Origin of the sequence: Actinoalloteichus caeruleus DSM 43889 (assembly GCF_000429185.2) — a bacterium.
GTDB classification, from domain to species: domain Bacteria; phylum Actinomycetota; class Actinomycetes; order Mycobacteriales; family Pseudonocardiaceae; genus Actinoalloteichus_B; species Actinoalloteichus_B caeruleus.
The window spans coordinates 865,224-885,088 of record NZ_AUBJ02000001.1; the positions used below are offsets into that span (position 1 = coordinate 865,224).

Sequence of the window (19,865 nt, forward strand, 5' to 3'; positions counted from 1 at the left end):
ACAACACGTGGGAACACTCATCCGCCACGCCTCGGTCATCACGATGGACGAGGTGACCGGGGCCCGGCCGATCACCACGAGCATCCGGATCAGCGATGACCGGATCTCCGAGATCGGACCGGACCTGGAACCACGACCGGACGAGAGGGTCATCGACGGCCGGGACCGGCTCGTCACCCCCGGACTGGTGAACGGGCACCTGCACTCGTGGGAGGCGCTGTTCAAGGGACGCTACGACAACCTGCCGCTCGAACTGTGGATGCTCTTCTCCTACCCGATCCTGGGGATCGGGGAACTTCCCGCCGACCTCGTCCGGCTGCGCACCCTGCTGGTGGCCATGGAGTCACTCCGGGCCGGCGTGACCTGCGTGGTCGACGACGTCCTGGAGACCCCGACCCAGAACGTCGACCAGCTGGCCGCCGTGTTCGACGCCTACGAGCTCGCCGGGATCCGGGCGAACGTGTCCGGGCACGTCATCAACAAACCCTTCGTCGACACCCTGCCCTTCGTGGAGGAGGTCCTCCGCCCCGACCTGCTCGACGAGGTCCGGGCGATCACGCCGCCCCGCACCGACGAGTACCTCGACTTCAGCAGGCGGGCCTTCGAACGGCACCACGAACGGGCCGGCGGCCGCCTCCGGTACATGGTGGCACCCTCCGGTCCCCAACGGTGCACCGACGACCTCCTCGTCGGCGCGGCGGAACTCGCGCGTGCCTGGAACGCCGAGTACCACATCCACGTCCTGGAGACCAAGGTCCAGGCCGTCACCGGCCGGGAGTTCCACGGCACCACCCTGGTGGAACACCTGCGCCGGATCGGCGCGCTGGGCCGGGAGACGACCTTGGCCCACGGCATCTGGTTGACCCGGTCCGACATCGAGATACTCGGGGCGGCCAACGCGTCGGTGTCCCACAACCCCATCTCCAACCTGAAGCTGGGATCGGGCATCGCTCCCTTCCGCGACCTGCTCGACGCGGGGGTGAACCTCGCGCTGGGCAGTGACGGAGCCTCCAGCAGCGACAGCCCGAGGATGCTCGACGTCGTCAAGGCGGCCGGGCTGCTGCACAAGGTCAGCGAACCGGACCACCACCGCTGGCCCAGCGTCGCCGAGGTGTTGCGCGCCGGCACCCTCGGCGGAGCGCGCAGCGCGCTCGTGGAGGACAGGACCGGATCGCTTGAGGTCGGCAAGCAGGCCGATCTGGTCATCTACGACCTGAACACCCTCCCGTTCACCCCGCGCAACGACCTCGCCGTGCACCTCGTCTACTCCGAGAACGGCTCGTCCATCGAGCAGGTCATGGTCGCGGGGGAGACCGTGGTCGAGAACGGGCGGCTGACCAGGGTCGACGAGGACGCCGTGCTCGCCGAGCTGCGCCACTGGCTGCCCCGGGTGCGGGAGTGGCAGGAGGAGTGGGAGAGCGTGAACGCCGCCTTCGTCCCGGCGTTCACCGAGATCCACCGCCGCTGCGCGGCCACCCCGACGGGCGTGAACCGCTGGTCGGGTGATGAGGAGGCCTGGCTGGTCGGCTGACGCGCCAGCCGGCTCGGGGAGGTGCGGGCGTCGCGCCTCCCCGCCCACCGCCGACCATGACCGCCTCGTTCCTCGCCGAGGGAGGCAGCCGGGTTGAGATGAACGGCGCTGTTCGGCCAGTCCACCGCTGCCTACACTCCGTTCCAGGGCGCGCGATCTTTGTCTGTCCAGCACAGAAATGAGCAGCGCATGAGAACGAGACGACGCAACGTCGCGTCGCTGGGCGTGGTCGGAGTGGCGCTGGCCCTTCTCGCCAGCACCCTCACGGCCGGTGTGGCGCACGCGCACGGAGGTATGACCGCACCGGCGACCCGGACCTACGTCTGCTTCGACGAAGGGCCGCAGACCCCCAGTTCGGACGCCTGCCGGGACGCGGTGGCGGAGGGCGGGACCCAGCCGCTCTGGGACTGGTTCGCCATCCTGATCCCCGACGCCGCCGGACGTCACCGCGAGATCATCCCCGACGGGGAGCTGTGCGCGGCGGGCACCGACAAGTACGCGGCCTACAACGCCGCCCGCCCGGACTGGCCGGCGACCACCCTGCGGTCCGGCGCCGACTACAACTTCCGCTACGCCGCCTGGGCGCCGCACCCCGGCACCTTCGAGCTGTACGTGACCAAGGACGGCTACGACCCCACCACCCCCCTGGCCTGGTCCGACCTCGAAGAGGAACCCTTCCTGGTCGCGACCGACCCGCCCAAGGAACACACCGACGGGAGCTGGTGGGACTCCTACCAGATGTACGGGCAGCTGCCGGAGGGCAAGACCGGGCGGCACATCATCTACTCGATCTGGCAGCGCTCGGACAGCCCCGAGGCCTTCTACAACTGTTCGGACGTCGTCTTCCAGTGAGCCGCGCGTGCCGACGGGAACACCGGACGGACAGGAAAGGGAGAACCGAGTGAATTCCAGCCTGCTCACCAGGGCACGGCTCGCCGCGACCGGGTCCTTGGCGGCGGTGGCCCTCGTCCTCGCCGGCTGCGGCGGAGGCGAGGATTCCGCCGAGGCCCCACCCCCCGCGAGCACCGAGCACGCGGCCCCCTCGGAGGAGGGTGGGGGACACGACGACCACGACCACGAGGCGGCGGAGGAGACCGGTGCCGCGGCGATGGGCCAGTCCTTCGACACCGCCCTCGAACTGGCGTCCTGGGTCGCCGAGGAAACCGGCGAGTGCGCCGACCCGACACCCGCCAGCGAGGAGGAGTTCCGGGACTTCGTCGGACCCCTGCTGATCGGGCTGTACGAACCCTACGTGGCGGAGTGGGCCACCTGTGCCGTGCCGCCGCACGACAAACTCGGCCTGGTCATCTTCGACCCCGACCGCTTCACGGAGTTCCAGGAGTCCTGGCGTGACGCCGTCGAGGAGGGTGAGGTGCGGGGCAACCCGGACTGGTCCTTCGGCAACGGTTTCGCCGTGACCTCGGGGCCCACCGGGGCCGAGGAGATGGGGCTGCACTACCTCTGGTGCGCCCCCGTGGACATCGAGGACGCGCATCTCATCCCCGCCGACGCGGAGGGGTGCGACTTCGCCCACCACGGCCACCACTGAGCCGAGCCCCGCCCGACGCCATACCCACCCGCGTCGGGCGGGGACACCGGCAGGCCAAGCGGGTTGCCCCCGACGCGCGTCGCACCGGGCGGCAGGACCGCACCGAGCATCGGGGGGAGCCGGGGCAAGGCCCCGCCAGCCCGCCCGGGTCGTCCTCCCACGGCACCACCGGTCCGGCGGTCGCGCGGGAAGCGCCGCTCCGTGGGCCCCGCCCGACCGGCACCCCGCCGACCGGTGATCCCGGGCGGGCGGAGCGGGACGGTCCCACCCTGACCAGCCCGGTACTCCGGCCACTCCCGCCCCGGTTCGCCGGCGGAACCCCGCCGCCCCAGCACGGGAGACCCGTCCAGATCGTCTCGGATGCCCCGTGCCGCCACGGCCCGGGGGCACGGGCGCGTCAGCACGCCCTCGACCCGTCGTCGCGGTGATACCCCTTCCGCGCCAGTGCGACGACCGGCGGACCCGGTGGCCAGTGGCCGGTGCCCGGAGGCCACGAACCCACCCCACCCTCGGAACTCCTGCCGCCATTCCCTGGCGGCCTGCCAGGCCCCATCCCCTCCGCCGTCGCGTCCCGGGCGGCAGGGGACATTCGCCGTCGCGACCCCACCCGGACCCGGCAGGGGAGGAGCGCGACCAGACCCGCCTCGCGGTGCGGTTCCAATCCACCCCGACAACCGTGGTTCCGGTCCCGCCGCTGCTCCCCGGGCGAGGGAGCACGCCGTTCCCCGGGGGACCCCGCGCACCCACGGTGGCACTTCACGTGTAATGTCACCCTGACAGGTGAAACTGGGGTAGTGGAGGGGATTGCCTCTGAACAGCGCGGAACTGCTCGCGGTACTCGCGGCCCTCGGTCACGTCCAGCGCCTCCGCGTCATCGAGGAACTGGCGGCTGGTCGCGTGCACGTCAGCGAGCTGGCGAGGCGCCTGGGGTTGTCTCGTCCCCTGCTCTACATGCACCTCGAACGGCTGGAGAAGGCCGGGATCGTCACCGGTGCCCTGGAACTCTCAGCCGACGGCAAGGCGATGAAGTACTTCGAGCTGACGCCCTTCGAGTTTCGCCTCAACGTCGACACCGTCCGCCAGGCCCTGCGGGCCGACCAGGACGCGTCTCCCGGTACATCGGGCAACGAGGAAGGCCCTACGGACATGGAGGACACATCCACATGATCGGCGCTGTCATCGCCATCTCGATCGTGCTGATCGTCATCGGTGGGCTCTCGCTGAGCCTCGTCTCCTACTTCCGGTTGCAGCGCCACCGGGCGGACGCCGTGGCGATGGCCCACTACCGCAAGCTCGCGGAGGAAGCCGTCGCCAACCAGGCGATGCTCCGGGGGGAGCTCGCGGAGCTGGCGGCCAGGCTGGGAGCGGTCGAGAAACTGCTGCGGAGCGTGGAGTGAGCACGAATGAACCGACAGCGCCCGCGTCACCGGCGATGGCGCTGTTCACCCGAGAAAGCTGGTGGGCCCTCGCCTACCTGATCAGCTACCTGCCGATCGCCGTGGCCTTCATGGCCGTCGCACTGGTGAGCGTGATCGTCTCCTCCGTGCTCAGCATCTTCTGGCTCGGGTTCCCGCTGCTCCTCGGGGCCGCCCTGCTGATCAGGGGGATGGCGGAGGTGGAGCGGCGCCGGGCGTTCCTGGTGGCCCGGCGCGTCGAGAGCGCCTACCGGCCCGTCACCGATCCCGGCATCATCAGCCAGATCAGGACCCGGTGGACCGACCCGGCCACGTTCCGGAACCTCGCCTACCTCCTGCCGCTGGCGCCCCTGCTGTTCGTCTTCGACCTCGTCGTCGCGGTCCTGTGGGTGATCCCGGTCGCCGGCATCACCCTGCCGTTGTGGTACTGGTCGATCCCCATCACCTTCGACGACGGCACCGTCGGCCACGGCATCATGATCGGATACGTCACGGGCCCCGAACACAACCTGTTCGACGGTGGCTTCGGGATCTGGGTCGGTGACCTGCCCACGGCGCTCCTGGTCATGGCCGTCTGCTTCATCGTGGCCACGATCACCGCACCGCTCATGGTCCGCGCGGCCAGGTCACACGCCGCGATCGCCCGATCCCTCCTCGGGCCAGCGGTCGACCCCCTGGAACCAGCCAGGCGAGTCCTGCGGTCACCAGGCCCGCTCAGCGACTGACAACGAGGCCGCCCCCGGGCGGCACACCACACAGCACCACTCGTGCCACCCATCCCGAACGACGATCGTCCCCCGGCCGCACACCACACCACTGGCACCCCGGCCGGGGGACGACTCCTCAACCGAGTCCCTCAACTCACTCAAGGAAGGTCGAGATCCTATGACAGATCGACCACCGCGCCGGGGTCGGCGACGAGCGCGTCCGCCCATGCGCACCGTTGGCCTCCTCCGTCGACGCTGAACCGCGCGCCCGGTCAACCAGGCATTTCTCCGCCACAGACGCACCAGCGCCCACGTCCGGCGCCCGGTGCGACGTGCCCGATTTCACCCGACCGGCGGTCCACCCACGCCCGGTGACGCCCCGTCGGCACCACCGGGGAACGCCCGACCCCGGCCAGAACCTCGACCGGTCCGCCTCGGTGGACCGGACCCGCCCCCTACCCAAGACAGGGAACCCCATGTCCTTCCCCGCAGCCGTCGAGGAGCCCCAGGACGCCTCCGACCGGCGCAGCGACTACAGCGTGCTCTCCCGCAGGATCCGGGACGCCGGGCTGATGCGTCGACGGCACGGCTACTACACCGCCGTCATCGCCACGAACGTGGCGCTCTACCTGGGAACCTGGGCCGTCTTCCCGTTCCTCGGCGACTCCTGGTACCAGTTGCTGACCGCCGTCGTCCTCGCCGTGCTGTCCACCCAGATCGCCTTCACCGGGCACGAAGTCGGCCACCGCCAGATCTTCCGAGGCCGTCGGGCCTCCGAGGTCGCCGGCCTCACCCTGGGCAACCTCGGCATCGGCCTGGGGATCGGGTGGTGGGTGGACAAGCACAACCGGCACCACAGCCACCCCAACCACGTCGACCGGGACCCCGACATCGCCGAGGGAGCGCTGTCCTGGACCGAACAGCAGGTGGGCAAGACACGAGGACTCCGCCTGCTGTGGACCAGGTGGCAGGGCCGGCTCTTCTTCCCCCTGCTGCTACTCGCCGGGCTCAACCTGCACGTGTCCTCCTTCCGCGCACTGCCGACCCTGCCCCCGAGGCGGCGCTGGCTGGAGGGCGGCCTGCTCGTGGTCCACTTCGCCGCCTACCTCTCCGCGCTCTTCCTCGTCCTCTCGCCCGGCAAGGCCATCGCGTTCTTCTTCGTCCACAAGTGCCTGTTCGGCCTGTACATGGGATCGACGTTCGCCCCCAACCACAAGGGCATGCCCATCCTCCAACCCGGTGAGAAGATCGACTTCTTCCGCCGCCAGGTCCTCACCTCCCGCAACGTCACGGGTGGTCGGTTCCTGGAATGGGGGCTCGGCGGGCTCAACTACCAGATCGAGCACCACCTGTTCCCCAGCATGCCCCGACCCGCGTTGCGGCACGCCAGGCCCATCGTGATCGAGTTCTGCCAGGAACGGGGCGTCCCGTACCACGAGACCAACCTGATCCAGTCGTGGCGGGAGATCCTCACCTACCTCGACGAGGTCGGCAACTCCCGCGCCATCGAACGGGCCGTGCCCGCCGAACACCTCCAGCCGGCCCAACGCCGGTAGCGCCGCGCCCGGCACCGTCGACGGACACGTCGTTCGCCGGCGGTGCCGTCGCGTCCCGGGCGGGGGACGGGCTCCACCAGCCTTCAGTATCCTTGCGCGGTCCCGACGGAGTGAACCCTTGGTGGAACAGAAGCGCATGAGGCGTTACGGCATCCTGATCCTTCCCGCTGCGAACAAGGTCTACACCGGGGCGTCGGTGGAACTGACCAGGGCCGAACTCGCGGTCTTCGGTGACCGCCTGTTCCCCGGCCGCCTCACCGGCATCGATACCCGCCGCCTTGGCGGTGTGGACTACGTCACCTTCGACGCGGACGAGCTCTCGGAGGAGGACCTCAACCGCCTGGCGAACCTGTCCTCCCGCTACGCCCTCTTCGAACTGCGGGACGACCTGCTGCTCCCGCTGGACGCCCACCCCGAGGACCGCTTCGACGACGACCTCCTCACCATCCCGAAGTACGTGGGCAAGACCAACGAACTGTTCACGAAACTCCTGCTCAACGTCACCCTGCTCTCCTCCGACCTGGCCGCCGAGTGGGGACGGCGGAAGCTCCGCGTGCTCGACCCGCTCGCCGGGCGCGGCACCACCCTGAGCCAGGCCCTGACGTACGGCTTCGACGCGCTCGGCGTCGAAGCGGACGGCAAGCACGTCGACGCCTACGCGGCCTTCCTCCGCACCTGGCTCAAGCGCAAGCGCGTCAAGCACCACGCGGAGATCACCAGGATCCGACGCGACAAGAAGCAGATCGGCCGACGCCTCCACGCCGAGATCGGCGTCGACCGGGAGAGTTACAAGGCGGGGGAGCGGCTCACCCTCGACCTGGTGCACGCCGACACCCTGCGCGCGGCGGAGTTCTTCCCCGACCGGTCGGTGGACCTGATCGTCACCGACGCCCCCTACGGCGTTCAGCACGGCAGCAGGGACCGCACTGACGGCCTCACCCGCAGCCCGCTGGAACTCCTCAACGCCGCCGTCCCCGGGTGGTGCCGCCTCCTTCGCGCCGGTGGCGCGGTGGGGATCTCCTGGAACACGTACGGGGCCGGGCGGGACGAGATCGCGGCGATCCTGTCCGACAACGGGCTGCGGGTGTGCGACACCCCCGCCCACCACGGCTTCCGGCACCGGGTAGACCAGGCCATCACCCGGGACCTGATCGTCGCCACCAAAGCCTGACGCGTCGGACCCCCGTGCGGGTGGCGGGCTGGGACATGCCCACGCGGGGCGCGGCGCCCGTCGGGACCACCACGGGATCCGCGTGGACGCTCCGGTCGACGGCCGCTCCCCGCCGGCCGCACTCAACCAGGCCCTCGATGACCCCGGCCAGCGTCCCCGAGGGCCTGACCGGTAACGGCCAACAGCCCGTTCCGAGGTCACCCCGGACCCGCGGGGGCCCTGACCTGCGACAACACCGGTCGAACGGTGCCCGGCCGACCCGGTCACCCGCCCCGCGATCAGCTATCACTAGGTCGGGAAGCGGTTTCTCGGCAGATCCAGACCAGGACGGCTCCCCGAACCCGTGACGACGCCGGGAACGGGACGCCGAACCGAGGAGAACCCAGGGACCGCCCGACACCGTGACAACCTGCCCCTGATCCGGGAAAGGGCCCAACGCAATGACGCGTGCACGAAGATCACTACTCGCGCTGGTGGCCGGAAGCGCCCTCGTGGTGTCCGCCGGCAGCGCCGCCGCACTCGACGACCCAGCCGGAGCGGACCGGTCGGCCGCACCGGCCGGCTCCGCCACGACCGGGGATGTCACCCCGGCTCGGCAGGCCGAACGCCTGGACCGGGGACTGCTGGCCGTCCCCACCGAGGACGGGGTCCTGGTGAGCTGGCGCCTGTTCGGCACCGACCCGCAGGACCTCGGCTTCCACCTGTTCCGCGACGGCCGGAAGATCAACCGCCAGCCCATCCGCTCCAGCACCAACTTCCTCGATCCCGACGGTGCCCCCGGGGCCACCTACGAGCTGCTGCCACTCGGCCAGGGTGGGCGCGCCGCGTCGGAGACGACCACCGCCCTGGCCGAGGCGCACTTCGACATCCCGCTGAACAAGCCCGAAGGCGGCACGACCCCGGACGGGGGCGAGTTCGAGTACCGGATCAACGACGCCAGCGTCGGCGACCTCAACGGCGACGGCCAGTACGACATCGTCGTCAAGTGGGAGCCCACCAACGCGCAGGACAACTCCCGATCCGGCTACACCGGTGAGGTGTTCCTCGACGCCTACACCCTCGAGGGCGAACAGCTCTGGCGGCTCGGGCTCGGACCCAACATCCGCGCCGGAGCGCACTACACGCAGTTCCTGGTGTACGACTTCGACGGTGACGGCCGCGCCGAGGTCGTCCTGCGCACCGCCGACGGCGCGGTGGACGGCCTCGGCCAGGTCATCGGCGACCCCGACGCGGACTACCGGAACTCCTCCGGCTACGTCCTCACCGGCCCGGAGTTCCTGACCGTTTTCGACGGGCTCACCGGTGAGGCGGTGGAGACCGTCGACTTCGAGCCGGCACGCGGCGACATCTGCCAGTGGGGTGACTGCTACGGCAACCGGGGTGACCGGTTCCTCGCCGCCGTCGCCTACCTGGACGGTGAACGCCCCAGCATCATGATGTCCAGGGGCTACTACGAGAAGACCGTGCTGGCCGCCTACGACTGGCGCGACGGGGAACTCACCCAGCGGTGGATCTTCGACAGCGACGAGCCGGGCAACGGCGCCTACGCCCAACAGGGCAACCACAACCTGAGCGTGGGCGACGTTGACGGCGACGGCCGTGACGAGATCGTGTTCGGCCAGATGACCATCGACGACGACGGCACCGGTCTCTACTCCACCGGGCTCGGCCACGGCGACGCCATGCACCTGGGCAACCTGGACCCGAGCCGGGACGGCCTGGAGGTCTTCGGAGTGCAGGAGAACTCCTCCGCGCCGTACGGCCTGGCGCTGCGCGACGCGGGCAGCGGCGAGGTCCTGTGGGGCGAGCACACCGGGCGGGACACCGGCCGGGGGACCGCCGGTGACATCGACCCCCGGTTCCCCGGAGCCGAGGCCTGGGCCATCGACGGGGAGTGGAACAGCCCGACCGGCTGGTTGGTCAGCGCCTCCGGCGAGCTCATCTCCAACAACATCCCCCCGGCGAACTTCGTCGTCTGGTGGGACGGTGACCTCGGCCGGGAGATCCTGGACCACGACTTCCGGGAGAGCGACCGCCGGGGAGTGGGCCGGATCGACAAGTGGGACTGGGAGACCGAGACCCTCGTCAACCTGCTCACGCCGACCGGGACCCAGTCGATCAACGACACCAAGGGCAATCCGAGCCTCCAGGCGGACATCCTCGGCGACTGGCGCGAGGAGGTGCTGTGGCCGACCGAGGACGACACGGCCCTCCGGGTCTACACGACCACGCACCCCACGGAGCACCGGATCCACACCCTGATGCACGACCCGGTGTACCGGCTCGGGGTGGCCTGGCAGAACGTCGCCTACAACCAGCCGCCGCACACCAGCTTCTTCCTGGGCTTCGACATGGAGACCCCGGACCAGCCCAACATCTACTACCCGTGACCCGTTGACCAGCGGTTCCGTGTCGGGGAGTCCCGGTGGGCTCCCCGACACGGGAGGTACCGCCCGGATCCGCCCCGTCAGTCGCACATCTCGTGCGGCACGGCGGACGAACACCGGTCCGAGTGGCACGGTGCGGTGGCGGCTCGGTCCTCGGGACCACCCGGAGCAGCGCGGTCGGTAGGGGAGTGGCAGCGGACCCCGAGGACCGAGCCGCAGGTGCTCCTCCTGGCCCCGGCGCGGCCCCGTGGGCGGTGCACCGCGGTGCTCTCGGATGCGCGTCCCGGACAGCGCGACACGGGGGAGGTGGGTGGGAGGTACCTGGCTGAGGTGTCCCCACCGGGCAGGATGGTCAGCGTGATCGTTCCCGGTGAGTTCGCGGAGTGGCGCTCACGTGTCGACGGCGAGGAGGGCCGCAGCTGGGTGGCGGCGCTGCCCGAGCTGGTCCGCCAGCTGTGCGTTGACTGGGGGCTGACCCTTGACGACACACCGCCGGAACATGGTGGTTCCGGCCTGGTGGTGATGGCGCACCGTCGGCACCAGGCCTGCGCGCTCAAAGTGAGCTGGCCGACCGGCACCACCGCGGACGAGGCGCGAGCACTGCGCACCTGGGATGGCGCCGGGGCCGTCCGGCTGCTCGGAGCCAGGCCGGATATCGGCGGGCTGCTGATGGAACGGCTGAACCAGCGGCGCAGCCTGCGCGGCCTTGGCCTGTGGGAGGCGGCCGAGGTGGCGGGCACGCTCCTGCGTCGCCTCGCGGTGCCGGCACCACCCGGGCTGCGCTCACTGGGCGAGATCGCCGACGACATGGTGGAGCGCCTCCCGTCTCGGCAGCGGACGCTGGGCGACCCCATTCCGCCGGCCTGGCTCGACACGGCGCGAGGCCTCGCCGCTGACCTCGGGGCGGAGGACCACGGCACGCTCATCCACGCCGACCTGCACTACGGCAACGTCCTGGCGGGCGAACGCGAGCCGTGGCTGGCGGTGGATCCTCGTCCGGTGCGGGGCCGCCCGGAGTTCTCCGTGCCCGAACTGTTGTGGACCAGGGCGGACGACGACGCCATCGGCTCTGATGCCGACCTGCGCCGCCTGCTGGCCATGCTCGTGGAGACCGGGGAGCTGGAGCCTCGCGCGGCGAACGGCTGGGCGGTGGCGCGGTGCGTGGACTACTGGCTGTGGGGCCTGGAGAACGGCCTCACCACGGACCCGGTCCGCTGCCATCGCGTCCTGGGCGCATTGCTCGGCTGAGCACCAGGGTCGCTGCTCCGCGGTCTCGAGTAGGCGATGGCGCGCAAATACCGCCACTAAGCCCCAATTCGTCGACCGGATCCATCATTTCAGTGTTGGATGAATCCAACACTGAACCCACGCACGGATCTCCCCACCACGCGGGGAGGAGATCCAGCATCCCTACCCCAGGCCTCCCACCGTCGACGAGGCCCGGCTCAGACGGGTTTCAGGGGATCGTGCCCGATCGACATCAGCCGGTGCCGCCAGCCCGACTGGCCGCTGGTGGGCTCCAGGTCGTCGCGGCGTTCGGCGTGGACTCGTTCCACGACCCGGCGCATGACATGGAGGTCGCCGTCCTCGAGGTCGGTCCTGCGCTTGTTGAGGATGCGCAGCACCTCCTGGCCGGTCGGCGTTCCCGACTGGTCAGGGAACTCCTCAGCGGTCTCCCCTGCCGATCTGGTCCGAAGCCACTCGCTGAGTTCACGGGAGGACATGTTCACCACCCGGTGGAATTCGTTCCAGAGGGCGTCGCTCTCGTGCGTGTGCTCGGCCATGATCGTCGGCCTCCTCCCGTGCACGGTGTGCTGCCGGCGCGGTCGCCACCACGCTCAGCACCGTTCACCGGGGGTGGTACCCGCCCGGGGTGGGAACGAATCCCACCCCGGGCGCCACGTGATCAGAAGGGCACCGGGCCGAAGCGGGTCCAGGCAACGACCCCGGCCATGACCAGCAGCAACAGGTTGATCGGCACTGGTTTGAACTTCCACCGCCTGCCGTGCACGACGATGGCCCCGATCATCAGCAGCACCACGCCGCACGCGGCGACGGGCGTCATCACGGTCAGGAAGTTGAGCAGGCCCGGCAGGATCAGGCCGGCGGCGGCCGCCACCTCGATCCCTCCGATGATCTTGACCTCCTGGCTGGAGAAATCCTCCGCCCACGGCATGTTCGCCAGTAGTAGCTCTTCCCGTTGGACGAGTTTCATCCCGCCGGAGATGAGAAGGATCAGCGCGAGTGGCACTTGCAGCGCCCAGATGACGTAGGTCAAGAAGGCTCCCGGGGCCGGGCCGCCCATCCGAGGAAGTCACTCGCGGGCGCCCGGAGCGCCTGGCCTTTCAGTGGCGGGCGGCGGAAGTGGGTGCAGTCGGTGGTGCCCCACCTGCCTGCCGCGCCATCGCGGCGGGATGTGGGACAAGTCTCGAGATCCTGCGAGGAACGGCGTTCGTCGCGCCCCGCACCACGGGGGGTGTGGTCGGCGACGACCTGTTGACACCCTACCGATCATGACCGCCTGAACGCACCTGGTTTCCCCGTGTGATCACTCGACTGTCGTAAGGGTTGGAGCCGCGGGGGTGGTGTTCACCGTGGGTTCGATCCGAACACCGCCGGCGCTACCCATCCCCGACGCCCCATTGAATTCATATTTGTCCGTTATTTCAGTGTCAATCAAAATCAACTCACCACCAACCAACAAACACCAACCGCCACGAAAAAGGCACCCCGACTACCAAGAGTCACTACCGGGGAGTATGGGTCGGAGCACCTGGAGCGGGACGCGGAGCCCTGTGCGTCCGCCGGGTGCCGCCCACTCGCCTGGTGGCCCCTCCGGAACGCGCCGGTACCTCCGCCGACGATCACACCCGCTCCCGTGCCCACTGATCGAAGCCCTGACGTGCGAAGATCCGGAGCACCCGTGGATGGGTGCTGTCCTCGTGGCGGCGGGGGGACCGTGCCATCGCGGGTGCTGGGCCCGCGGCGGGCCAGTGGGGGACGAGAGGGAACGAGGTGGAGGTGGACCTGCGGACGGGTGAGATACTGGCGGCCCCGTCAACTGATCGAGGTAACAGATGGTGTCCATGATCCTGTGGATCGTCGGCGCGACCGCGGTCGCCGCCGGGGTGCTCGTTCCGGTCATCCTGGGAGCGTCACGGCACCGGGAGGTTCGCTCGGCCAAGTCCGCCGCGCGCTCGGCGTACCGGCGGCTGGGCTTCCACGTCGAGACGCTGGGCGTCGGTGACGATGTCGTCGCCCGCCGTGCGTGGGAGGACGCGAGCGAGCGGTGGAGGGCGACTGGTGAGCTGCTCGCCAGGGCCACCACGGCGGAGGAGTGCGCGGCGGCCCGTGCGACGGCGATGGAAGGGCTGAAGCGCATCGACGACGCCAGGCGCCGGCTCGGTCTCGAGGCCGAAGGCAGCTGAGTTCTCCCACGCGGTGGTCGGGTTCCGGGGCGGAGCGGGGTCAGTGGGGGAGGTCCGAACTGACCGCCGAGGGGTGGTCAGCCGATCCCGCCAGCGGGCGGAGGTCGAGTCGCCGAACGACGGCCGTGATCGCGTCGAGGACACTGCTGATCACAGGGCGGTCCCGGCTCCCCAGCCGGGTGGCGGTGAGCACGCGGCGCGCCGGAGCCGGGTCCCCGGTCAGTCGGAGGCGGGACACCGGGTGGGTGCTGGGAAGTCCGGCGAGCTGGGGGACCAGGCAGACCCCGAAGCCCTGCGCGACGAGTGCGGTGGCCGTCTCCCACTCGTCGCTGCGGTGGGCGATCCGAGGGGAGAACCCGGCGGTCGCGCACGCGGCGAGCACGAGTTGGTGGTAGGTCGACCCTGGTTTGGAGACGATCCACTGTTCGTGCGCCACGTCGACGAGTCGCACCTCACCCGCGCCTGCCAGCGGGTGGTCCTGCGGGATCAGGAGGTCCAGGGCGTCGTCGAAGAGGGGACGTTGGTCGAAGCGGGGGTCACTGGGTGAGGGCGTGTCGGGTGTGGCCACGACGAGGGCGATGTCGGCCTCGCCGGAGAGCAGCAGGTCGAAGCATTCGGTGGGTTCCGCCTCGGTGATGCGGATGCCGAGGTTGGGGAAGCGTTCTCGGAGGGCGCCGGCGGCGCGGGGGAGGACGACCGCGGCCGCGGTGGAGAAACCGCAGATGCCGAGGGTGCCCGACGGTTCCTCGTCGTAGGCGTCGAGGGCGGCGCGTGCCCGTTCCCACTGGGCGAAGAGGATCTCCGCGTGGGCCAGGAGTGTGCGGCCGGCGGGGGTGATGCGGACGCCTCGTCCTCGGGGGCGGACGACGTCGGTTCCGAGTTCGGCGCTGAGGCTGCGGAGGGCCTGGGATACCGCCGATGGGGTGTAGTGCAGGGCGGTGGCCACCGCGTGGACGGTGCCGTGTCGGTCGAGTAGCTGCAGCATATGGAGTCGCCGGTCGATCATGTAGTGCAACTGTACGGATCGCTGCATCAACGTTTGCTTTTCGTCGCCTATCGAGTTGCGCACCCTGGGCGTGTGTCTCGATCTCGTGTGCTGTCCGGTCGGTGGTTCGGTGCGTCGCCGTGGTGGTCGGTGGGGAGCTGGCTGGGTGGTGATGCCTGGTGGCGGGGGTCCTCACGGGTGCCGGGGACGGTGCGGGGCCCGGGGTGGGGGCGGGACGGGTGCGCTGGTCGCTTCGGCCGCGGCGTTGTTGGTGCTGACGGCGGGGGCGAACATGGTGAGCCCGTTGTACCCGCTGTACCAGCGGGAGTTCGCGTTCTCGTCGTTGACGTCGACGGCGCTGTTCGCGACGTACTCGCTGGTGAGCGTGCCGGCGTTGGTCGTGTTCGGTGCGGCGGTGGAGCGGGTGGGGCCGCGGCGGTTGTTGTTGTGGGGGTTGGGTGTGTCGGCGGTGGCGTCGTTGCTGTTGGTGGGTGCGGAGGGGGTGGGTGCTCTTTTCGCGGGTCGGGTGCTGCACGGCCTGGCGTTGGGGGCGGGCACCGGGGCCGGGGTGGCGGTGGTGGTGGCGCGGTGTTCCTCGCCTGAGCGGGGGGCGTTGGTGGCGGGTGTGGTGTTCGTGGTGGGTGGGGCGGTGGGGCCGTTGGGCACTGGGTTGTTGGCTTCGTTCGCGCCGGCGCCGTTGTCGATGTCGTTCGCGGTGCATGTGGTGGCGACGGTGGTGGTGATGGGGCTGGTGCGCCGTCTCCCTGAGCGGTCGGGGCCGTTGCGGGGGTGGCGGTTGGCGTGGCCGAGGGTGCCCAGGGTGGTGCGGCGGTCGTTCGTGGTGGGCGGGGTGAACGGTTGGGTCGCCTGGGCGGTGGTGGGGTTGTTCCTGGCGCTGGTGCCGGACTTGTTGCGGAGTGAGTTCGGGGTGTCGAGTCCGGTGGTGTCGGGACTGGTGATCGGTGTGGTGATGGCGTGTTCCGCGGTGGCGCAGGTGATGACGCCGGGGTTGCGGCCGGTGGTGGCGCAGCGGGTGGGCGTGGTGTTGCTGGGGGGTGGGTTGGTGGGGTTGGCGTTGCCGGTGGCGGAGTCGGGGTTGTGGGTGTTGGGGGCCGCGGCGGTGGCGGCGGGGGTGGGGCACGGGTTCGTGTACTGGGGGGCGACGGCGGAGGTGGAGTCGGTGACTCCCCGGTCGGCCTCGGTGGAGACGACCTCGGCGTTGTACGTCCTGTTCTACCTGGGGGCGGGTGTGCCGGCGGTCGGGGTGGGGGCGTTGGCGTTGTGGGTGCCGTTGGAGGGGGCGGTGCGGTTGTTCGCGGTGGTGAGCGGGGTGGTGTTGGTGGTGGGGTGGTGGCTGACCTGGTGTGGCGTGGTGGTTCGGAGGTGCGTGGCGGTGAGCGGGCGGTGGAGTGGTCGGCGCCGGTGGGGCGGGCCGTGTCGGTGGAGGAGGGGAGGTGAGTGGGATGCGGGCTCTGGTGATGCGGGTCAGGCGGTTCGTGGCGGAGTTGAACCGTTGTTACGAGGTGTCGCGGGGAAGGGATCCCTTCCGCGGGTCGTCGTAGTGCCGGGTGGATCGGCGGCCTGGGTGGGTGGGGAGGGCGGCGTGTGCCTGCGTGCCGGTCCGGTGCGCGTCCGCTCTCCCGCCTCAGGGTGGGGTGGTGTGGGTGTTGTCGTTGGTCATGGCGTAGGTGCCGGAGCGCAGTCGGTGCAGCAGTCCTTGGGTCCATTCGATGCCTCCGCGTGCGGTGTGTTCCCACAGGCGGGGTAGTTCGCGGAGGTGTTCGGTGCCGGGGGCCGTGCCGAGTTCGGCGAGTTCGGCCTTCTCGGTGCGTTCGGTTTCCAGGGTGCGGAGTCTTTCGGTGAGGAGGGTGATGGCTTCCTCGCGGGTGAGGGCGGGGAGCAGGGCGAGTGCGGCTCCGAGGGTGTCGGGTCGGTGTTCTGGTCGTCGGAGGGCGTCGCGGAGCAGGCGGTGGAACTCCGTTTCTCCGGTGGTGGTGAGGGAGTAGTCGGTGCGTCCTGGGGTGTCTTTGGCGGGGGTGGCGATCATCAGCCCTTCCTTGGCGAACTGCCTGAGGGCGTGGTAGAGGGAGCCCCATTTGATGTTGGCCCATTCTTCGGCGCCCCAGGCGACCAGTTCCGCTCGTACTCGGTAGCCGTGTGCTGTTCCGCATTGGCGTACTACGCCGAGTACGAGGAGTCGTGTCGCTGACATGCCGTTCCGCTCTGCCGTTGTTCGAGGCCGGGCTCAGGTTAGAGGTTGGGTGTCGTGGTGGGGGGTGGCCACCCGGGTGTGGTCGAGGGGTTGGCTGAGGGCGCTCGCCGCACCTCGTTCGAGGAGATGTTCGCCCACGAGTCCGTGGTCTCGGTTGACTTCCTGACCATGCGCGAGGAGGAGATCGTCTGCCAGGCCGGTGGGCTGGTGCGTGGCGGGGGTTCCGGCTGGTGTCGCGGTGGTGTGGTGGGTGGCCGCGGGGACGGGTACACAAGTTTGAGTATGCTCTCGGGGTCGTGGTGACGCCGTGCGGGGACCTGCCCCGTGTGCGTGTTCGGCGGCGTTCCGATCCCTGGTGGAGGAGTTTCCGATGACGATGTCCCATGCCCGTGACGTCCTGCCCGGCTCGGCCCGGGCGGTGTTGCCGGACACCCTGCGGGTGCGGGGGGCGCGGGTGCACAACCTGCGGGGGGTGGACCTCGACGTTCCGCACCGGGCGTTGGTGGTGTTCACCGGCGTGTCGGGGTCGGGGAAGTCCTCGTTGGCGTTCGACACGATCTACGCGGAGGCGCAACGGCGGCAGGTGCAGTCGATGTCGTCGTTCGCCCGGCAGTTCCTCGGTGAGATGAGTCGCCCGGACGTCGACCAGGTCGAGGGTCTGTGCTCGGCCGTCGCGGTGGATCAGCGGTCCTCGGCGTCGCGGAGTCCTCGGTCGACGGTGGGGACGGTGACCGAGGTGTACGACCTGATGCGGGTGTTGTGGGGGCGGGTGGGGGTGCCGCACTGCCCGAGGTGTGGGGAGGGGCTTGGCCGGGGGATCGGGGGTGGGCGTGTCCGGCGGGGCACGAGGTGGGGCCGGTGGAGGTGGCGGGGCCGGCGTTCTCGTTCAACCTGCCGTTCGGGCAGTGCCCGGACTGCGCGGGGGTGGGTGTGGTGTTGGCGGGGGACGAGGGGTTGGTGGTGCCTGACCTGGAGTTGTCGGTGGTGGAGGGCGCGGTGGCTCCGTGGCGGGAGCGGTCGGCGGCGGGGTGTCGGGAGGCGGCGGTCGCGGTGGTGTCGGGGTGGGGGGTTCGGCCGGAGGCTCCGTGGCGGTCGTTGCCGCCGGGGTTGCGGGAGGTTCTGCTGCGGGGCCGTGAGGTGGCGGTGCCCGGGCGGTCGGAGGTGTTCACCGGGGTGCTGCCGTGGTTGGCCGAGCGGCAGCGGGCGGCGGCGGGGGGTTCCTTCCCGGGGCAGGTGTTCCTGCGTCCGGTGCCGTGCTCGTCCTGCGGGGGAGGGCGGTTGCGCGCCGAGCAGCGGGCGGTGCGGGTGGGTGGTCGGGGGATCACCGAGGTGAGCGCGTTGCCGGTCACCGGGTGCCGGGAGTTCTTCGCGGGGTTGGAGTTGGCGGAGCGGGAGCGGGTACTGGTCGAGCAGGCGGTGGAGGAGATCCTGGAGCGGTTGTCGCGCCTGGTGGAGGTGGGGTTGGGGTATCTGACGCTGGACCGCCCCGCGCGGACCCTGTCGACGGGTGAGGCGCAGCGTGTCCGGTTGGCGGGCCAGGTGGGGACGCGGTTGTTCGGGTTGTTGTACGTGTTGGACGAGCCGACGGCCGGGTTGCACCCGCAGGACGTGGAGGAGTTGGTGGGGACGCTGCGGGCGTTGCGGGACCGGGGCAACTCGGTGGTGGTGGTGGTGGAGCACGACGCGCGGGTGATCGAGGCCGCGGACTGGGTGGTCGAGTTGGGGCCGGCCGCCGGCGAGCACGGTGGTCGGTTGCTGTTCTCGGGGCCGGTGGAGGCGCTGCGGTCCTCGGAGGAGTCGGTGACGGGCGGGTACCTCGCGGGCCGGTGGGGGCGGGGGTTGCCGGAGCGGCGTCGGGCCTCGGAGCCGGGGCGGGAGCTGGTGGTGCGGGGGGCTGTCGAGCACAACCTGGGGGGAGTGGACGTGGCGTTCCCGCTGGGGTGCGTGGTGGCGGTGAGCGGGGTGTCGGGTGCGGGCAAGTCGACGTTGGTGGATCAGATCCTGTACCGGGTGATCGACCGGGCGTTGGGGGGCGATGCTCCCCCGCCGGGGGCGCACGAGCGGGTGGAGGGGGTGGAGTTGGTGGACCGGGTGATCCGGGTCGACCAGTCCCCGATCGGCCGGTCGGCGCGGTCGACCCCGGCGACCTACACCGGCGTGTTGGACGCGGTGCGGACGTTGTTCGCGCGGACCGAGCGGGCGCGGCGGTGCGGGTTCACCCCGGGCCGTTTCTCGTTCAACTCGCCGGGGGGCCGGTGCGAGGAGTGTTCGGGGGAGGGGGTGGTGCGGGTGGAGATGCACTTCCTGCCGGACGTGTTCCTGCCGTGCGCGGAGTGCGGGGGGAGCCGGTATGACGCGGAGACGTTGTCGGTCACCTACCGGGGTCGCACGATCGCCGAGGTGCTGGCGATGACCGTGGAGGAGGCGGCCGAGTTCTTCCGGGAGGATCCGCCGGCGGTGCGCGGGCCCCTGCGGGTGCTGTGCGAGGTGGGGTTGGGGTATCTGCGGTTGGGGCAGGCGGGGACGACGTTGTCGGGTGGGGAGGCGCAGCGCGTGAAGCTCGCCGCCGAGCTGCACCGCCGGGCCGGCCGGCACACCGTGTACGTGTTGGACGAGCCGACGACCGGGTTGCACGCGCGGGACGTGGAGCGGCTGGTCGGGGTGTTGCACCGGTTGGTCGACCGGGGGCACACGGCGGTGGTGGTCTCGCACAGCATGGATGTGGTGCGGGCGGCGGACTGGGTGATCGACCTCGGCCCGGGTGGCGGGCGGGACGGCGGTCGGGTGGTGGCGGTGGGCACCCCGGAGGAGGTGGCGTCCGGTCGGGGGCACACCGCCCGGCACCTGCGGCGCGCGCTGGGGAAGGACGGAGTGCCGGGGGAAATTGGGGTGCGGTGACCGGGAGGTCGTGTCTACGGTCACCC

The 19,865-nt window shown here is 70.6% G+C and carries 16 protein-coding genes and 2 pseudogenes; 14 read left to right on the forward strand and 4 right to left on the reverse strand.

Annotation, left to right across the window (positions count from 1 at the left end; all coding sequences use genetic code 11):
* The first annotated feature begins 7 nt into the window (after positions 1 to 7).
* The 10 genes from G443_RS03370 (at position 8) to G443_RS03415 (ending at position 11,564) form a co-directional block, all read left to right on the forward strand.
* A complete protein-coding gene (locus G443_RS03370; protein ID WP_016698262.1) occupies positions 8 to 1,531 on the forward strand; it encodes an amidohydrolase family protein in 1,524 nt (507 codons plus the stop codon).
* Between the two features lie 189 nt (positions 1,532 to 1,720).
* On the forward strand, positions 1,721 to 2,383 hold the full coding sequence (locus G443_RS03375) for a lytic polysaccharide monooxygenase (protein ID WP_026418074.1): 663 nt from the start codon (positions 1,721 to 1,723) through the stop codon (positions 2,381 to 2,383).
* 49 nt (positions 2,384 to 2,432) lie between these two features.
* Positions 2,433 to 3,080, forward strand: coding sequence for a hypothetical protein (locus tag G443_RS03380; RefSeq protein ID WP_016698260.1), 648 nt, complete (start codon positions 2,433 to 2,435; stop codon positions 3,078 to 3,080).
* 804 nt (positions 3,081 to 3,884) lie between these two features.
* A complete protein-coding gene (locus G443_RS03385) occupies positions 3,885 to 4,247 on the forward strand; it encodes an ArsR/SmtB family transcription factor (RefSeq protein WP_211215291.1) in 363 nt (120 codons plus the stop codon).
* Positions 4,244 to 4,477 (forward strand): hypothetical protein, encoded by a 234-nt coding sequence (locus G443_RS03390; protein WP_016698257.1) that lies wholly within the window; start codon positions 4,244 to 4,246, stop codon positions 4,475 to 4,477. Before G443_RS03385 ends, G443_RS03390 begins: the two co-directional genes overlap by 4 nt.
* Positions 4,474 to 5,220, forward strand: coding sequence for a sensor domain-containing protein (locus tag G443_RS03395; protein WP_155886061.1), 747 nt, complete (start codon positions 4,474 to 4,476; stop codon positions 5,218 to 5,220). Before G443_RS03390 ends, G443_RS03395 begins: the two co-directional genes overlap by 4 nt.
* Positions 5,221 to 5,678: 458 nt before the next feature.
* On the forward strand, positions 5,679 to 6,758 hold the full coding sequence (locus tag G443_RS03400) for a fatty acid desaturase family protein (protein ID WP_026418072.1): 1,080 nt from the start codon (positions 5,679 to 5,681) through the stop codon (positions 6,756 to 6,758).
* A 136-nt stretch (positions 6,759 to 6,894) separates the two neighbouring features.
* Entirely contained in the window at positions 6,895 to 7,929 is a 1,035-nt protein-coding gene (locus G443_RS03405; protein ID WP_026418071.1) for a TRM11 family SAM-dependent methyltransferase, read from the forward strand.
* Positions 7,930 to 8,369: 440 nt separating this feature from the next.
* Positions 8,370 to 10,319 carry a rhamnogalacturonan lyase gene (locus tag G443_RS03410; RefSeq protein WP_026418070.1) on the forward strand — a complete coding sequence of 650 codons (1,950 nt, stop codon included), beginning with the start codon at positions 8,370 to 8,372 and terminating at the stop codon, positions 10,317 to 10,319.
* A gap of 354 nt (positions 10,320 to 10,673) precedes the next feature.
* A complete protein-coding gene (locus tag G443_RS03415; RefSeq protein WP_211237477.1) occupies positions 10,674 to 11,564 on the forward strand; it encodes an aminoglycoside phosphotransferase family protein in 891 nt (296 codons plus the stop codon).
* A gap of 197 nt (positions 11,565 to 11,761) precedes the next feature.
* Here the strand turns inward: G443_RS03415 and G443_RS03420 are convergent, their stop codons facing one another.
* Positions 11,762 to 12,100, reverse strand: coding sequence for a DUF3140 domain-containing protein (locus tag G443_RS03420; RefSeq protein WP_026418069.1), 339 nt, complete (start codon positions 12,098 to 12,100; stop codon positions 11,762 to 11,764).
* 122 nt (positions 12,101 to 12,222) lie between these two features.
* Positions 12,223 to 12,594 (reverse strand): DoxX family protein, encoded by a 372-nt coding sequence (locus G443_RS03425; RefSeq protein ID WP_026418068.1) that lies wholly within the window; start codon positions 12,592 to 12,594, stop codon positions 12,223 to 12,225.
* Between the two features lie 802 nt (positions 12,595 to 13,396).
* Here G443_RS03425 and G443_RS03430 point away from each other — a divergent pair.
* Complete coding sequence (locus G443_RS03430) at positions 13,397 to 13,744, forward strand: hypothetical protein (protein WP_162147283.1); 348 nt, start codon at positions 13,397 to 13,399, stop codon at positions 13,742 to 13,744.
* 40 nt (positions 13,745 to 13,784) lie between these two features.
* Here the strand turns inward: G443_RS03430 and G443_RS03435 are convergent, their stop codons facing one another.
* Positions 13,785 to 14,777 (reverse strand): LysR family transcriptional regulator, encoded by a 993-nt coding sequence (locus G443_RS03435; protein ID WP_030228277.1) that lies wholly within the window; start codon positions 14,775 to 14,777, stop codon positions 13,785 to 13,787.
* Positions 14,778 to 14,901: 124 nt separating this feature from the next.
* On the opposite strand from G443_RS03435, the pseudogene G443_RS03440 reads away from it, so the two are divergent.
* Positions 14,902 to 15,966: pseudogene (locus G443_RS03440) on the forward strand (MFS transporter); the annotation flags it as partial.
* Between the two features lie 408 nt (positions 15,967 to 16,374).
* Here the strand turns inward: G443_RS03440 and G443_RS03445 are convergent.
* Positions 16,375 to 16,941, reverse strand: a complete 567-nt coding sequence (locus G443_RS03445) for a PadR family transcriptional regulator (protein ID WP_026418066.1) — start codon at positions 16,939 to 16,941, stop codon at positions 16,375 to 16,377.
* 45 nt (positions 16,942 to 16,986) lie between these two features.
* Between G443_RS03445 and G443_RS03450 the strand changes: the two genes are divergently transcribed.
* Positions 16,987 to 17,244: a hypothetical protein gene (locus tag G443_RS03450; protein WP_253860111.1), complete on the forward strand. Its 258-nt coding sequence runs from the start codon at positions 16,987 to 16,989 to the stop codon at positions 17,242 to 17,244.
* Between the two features lie 118 nt (positions 17,245 to 17,362).
* Positions 17,363 to 19,839 (forward strand): annotated as a pseudogene (uvrA, locus tag G443_RS03455) (excinuclease ABC subunit UvrA).
* Positions 19,840 to 19,865 lie beyond the last annotated feature (26 nt).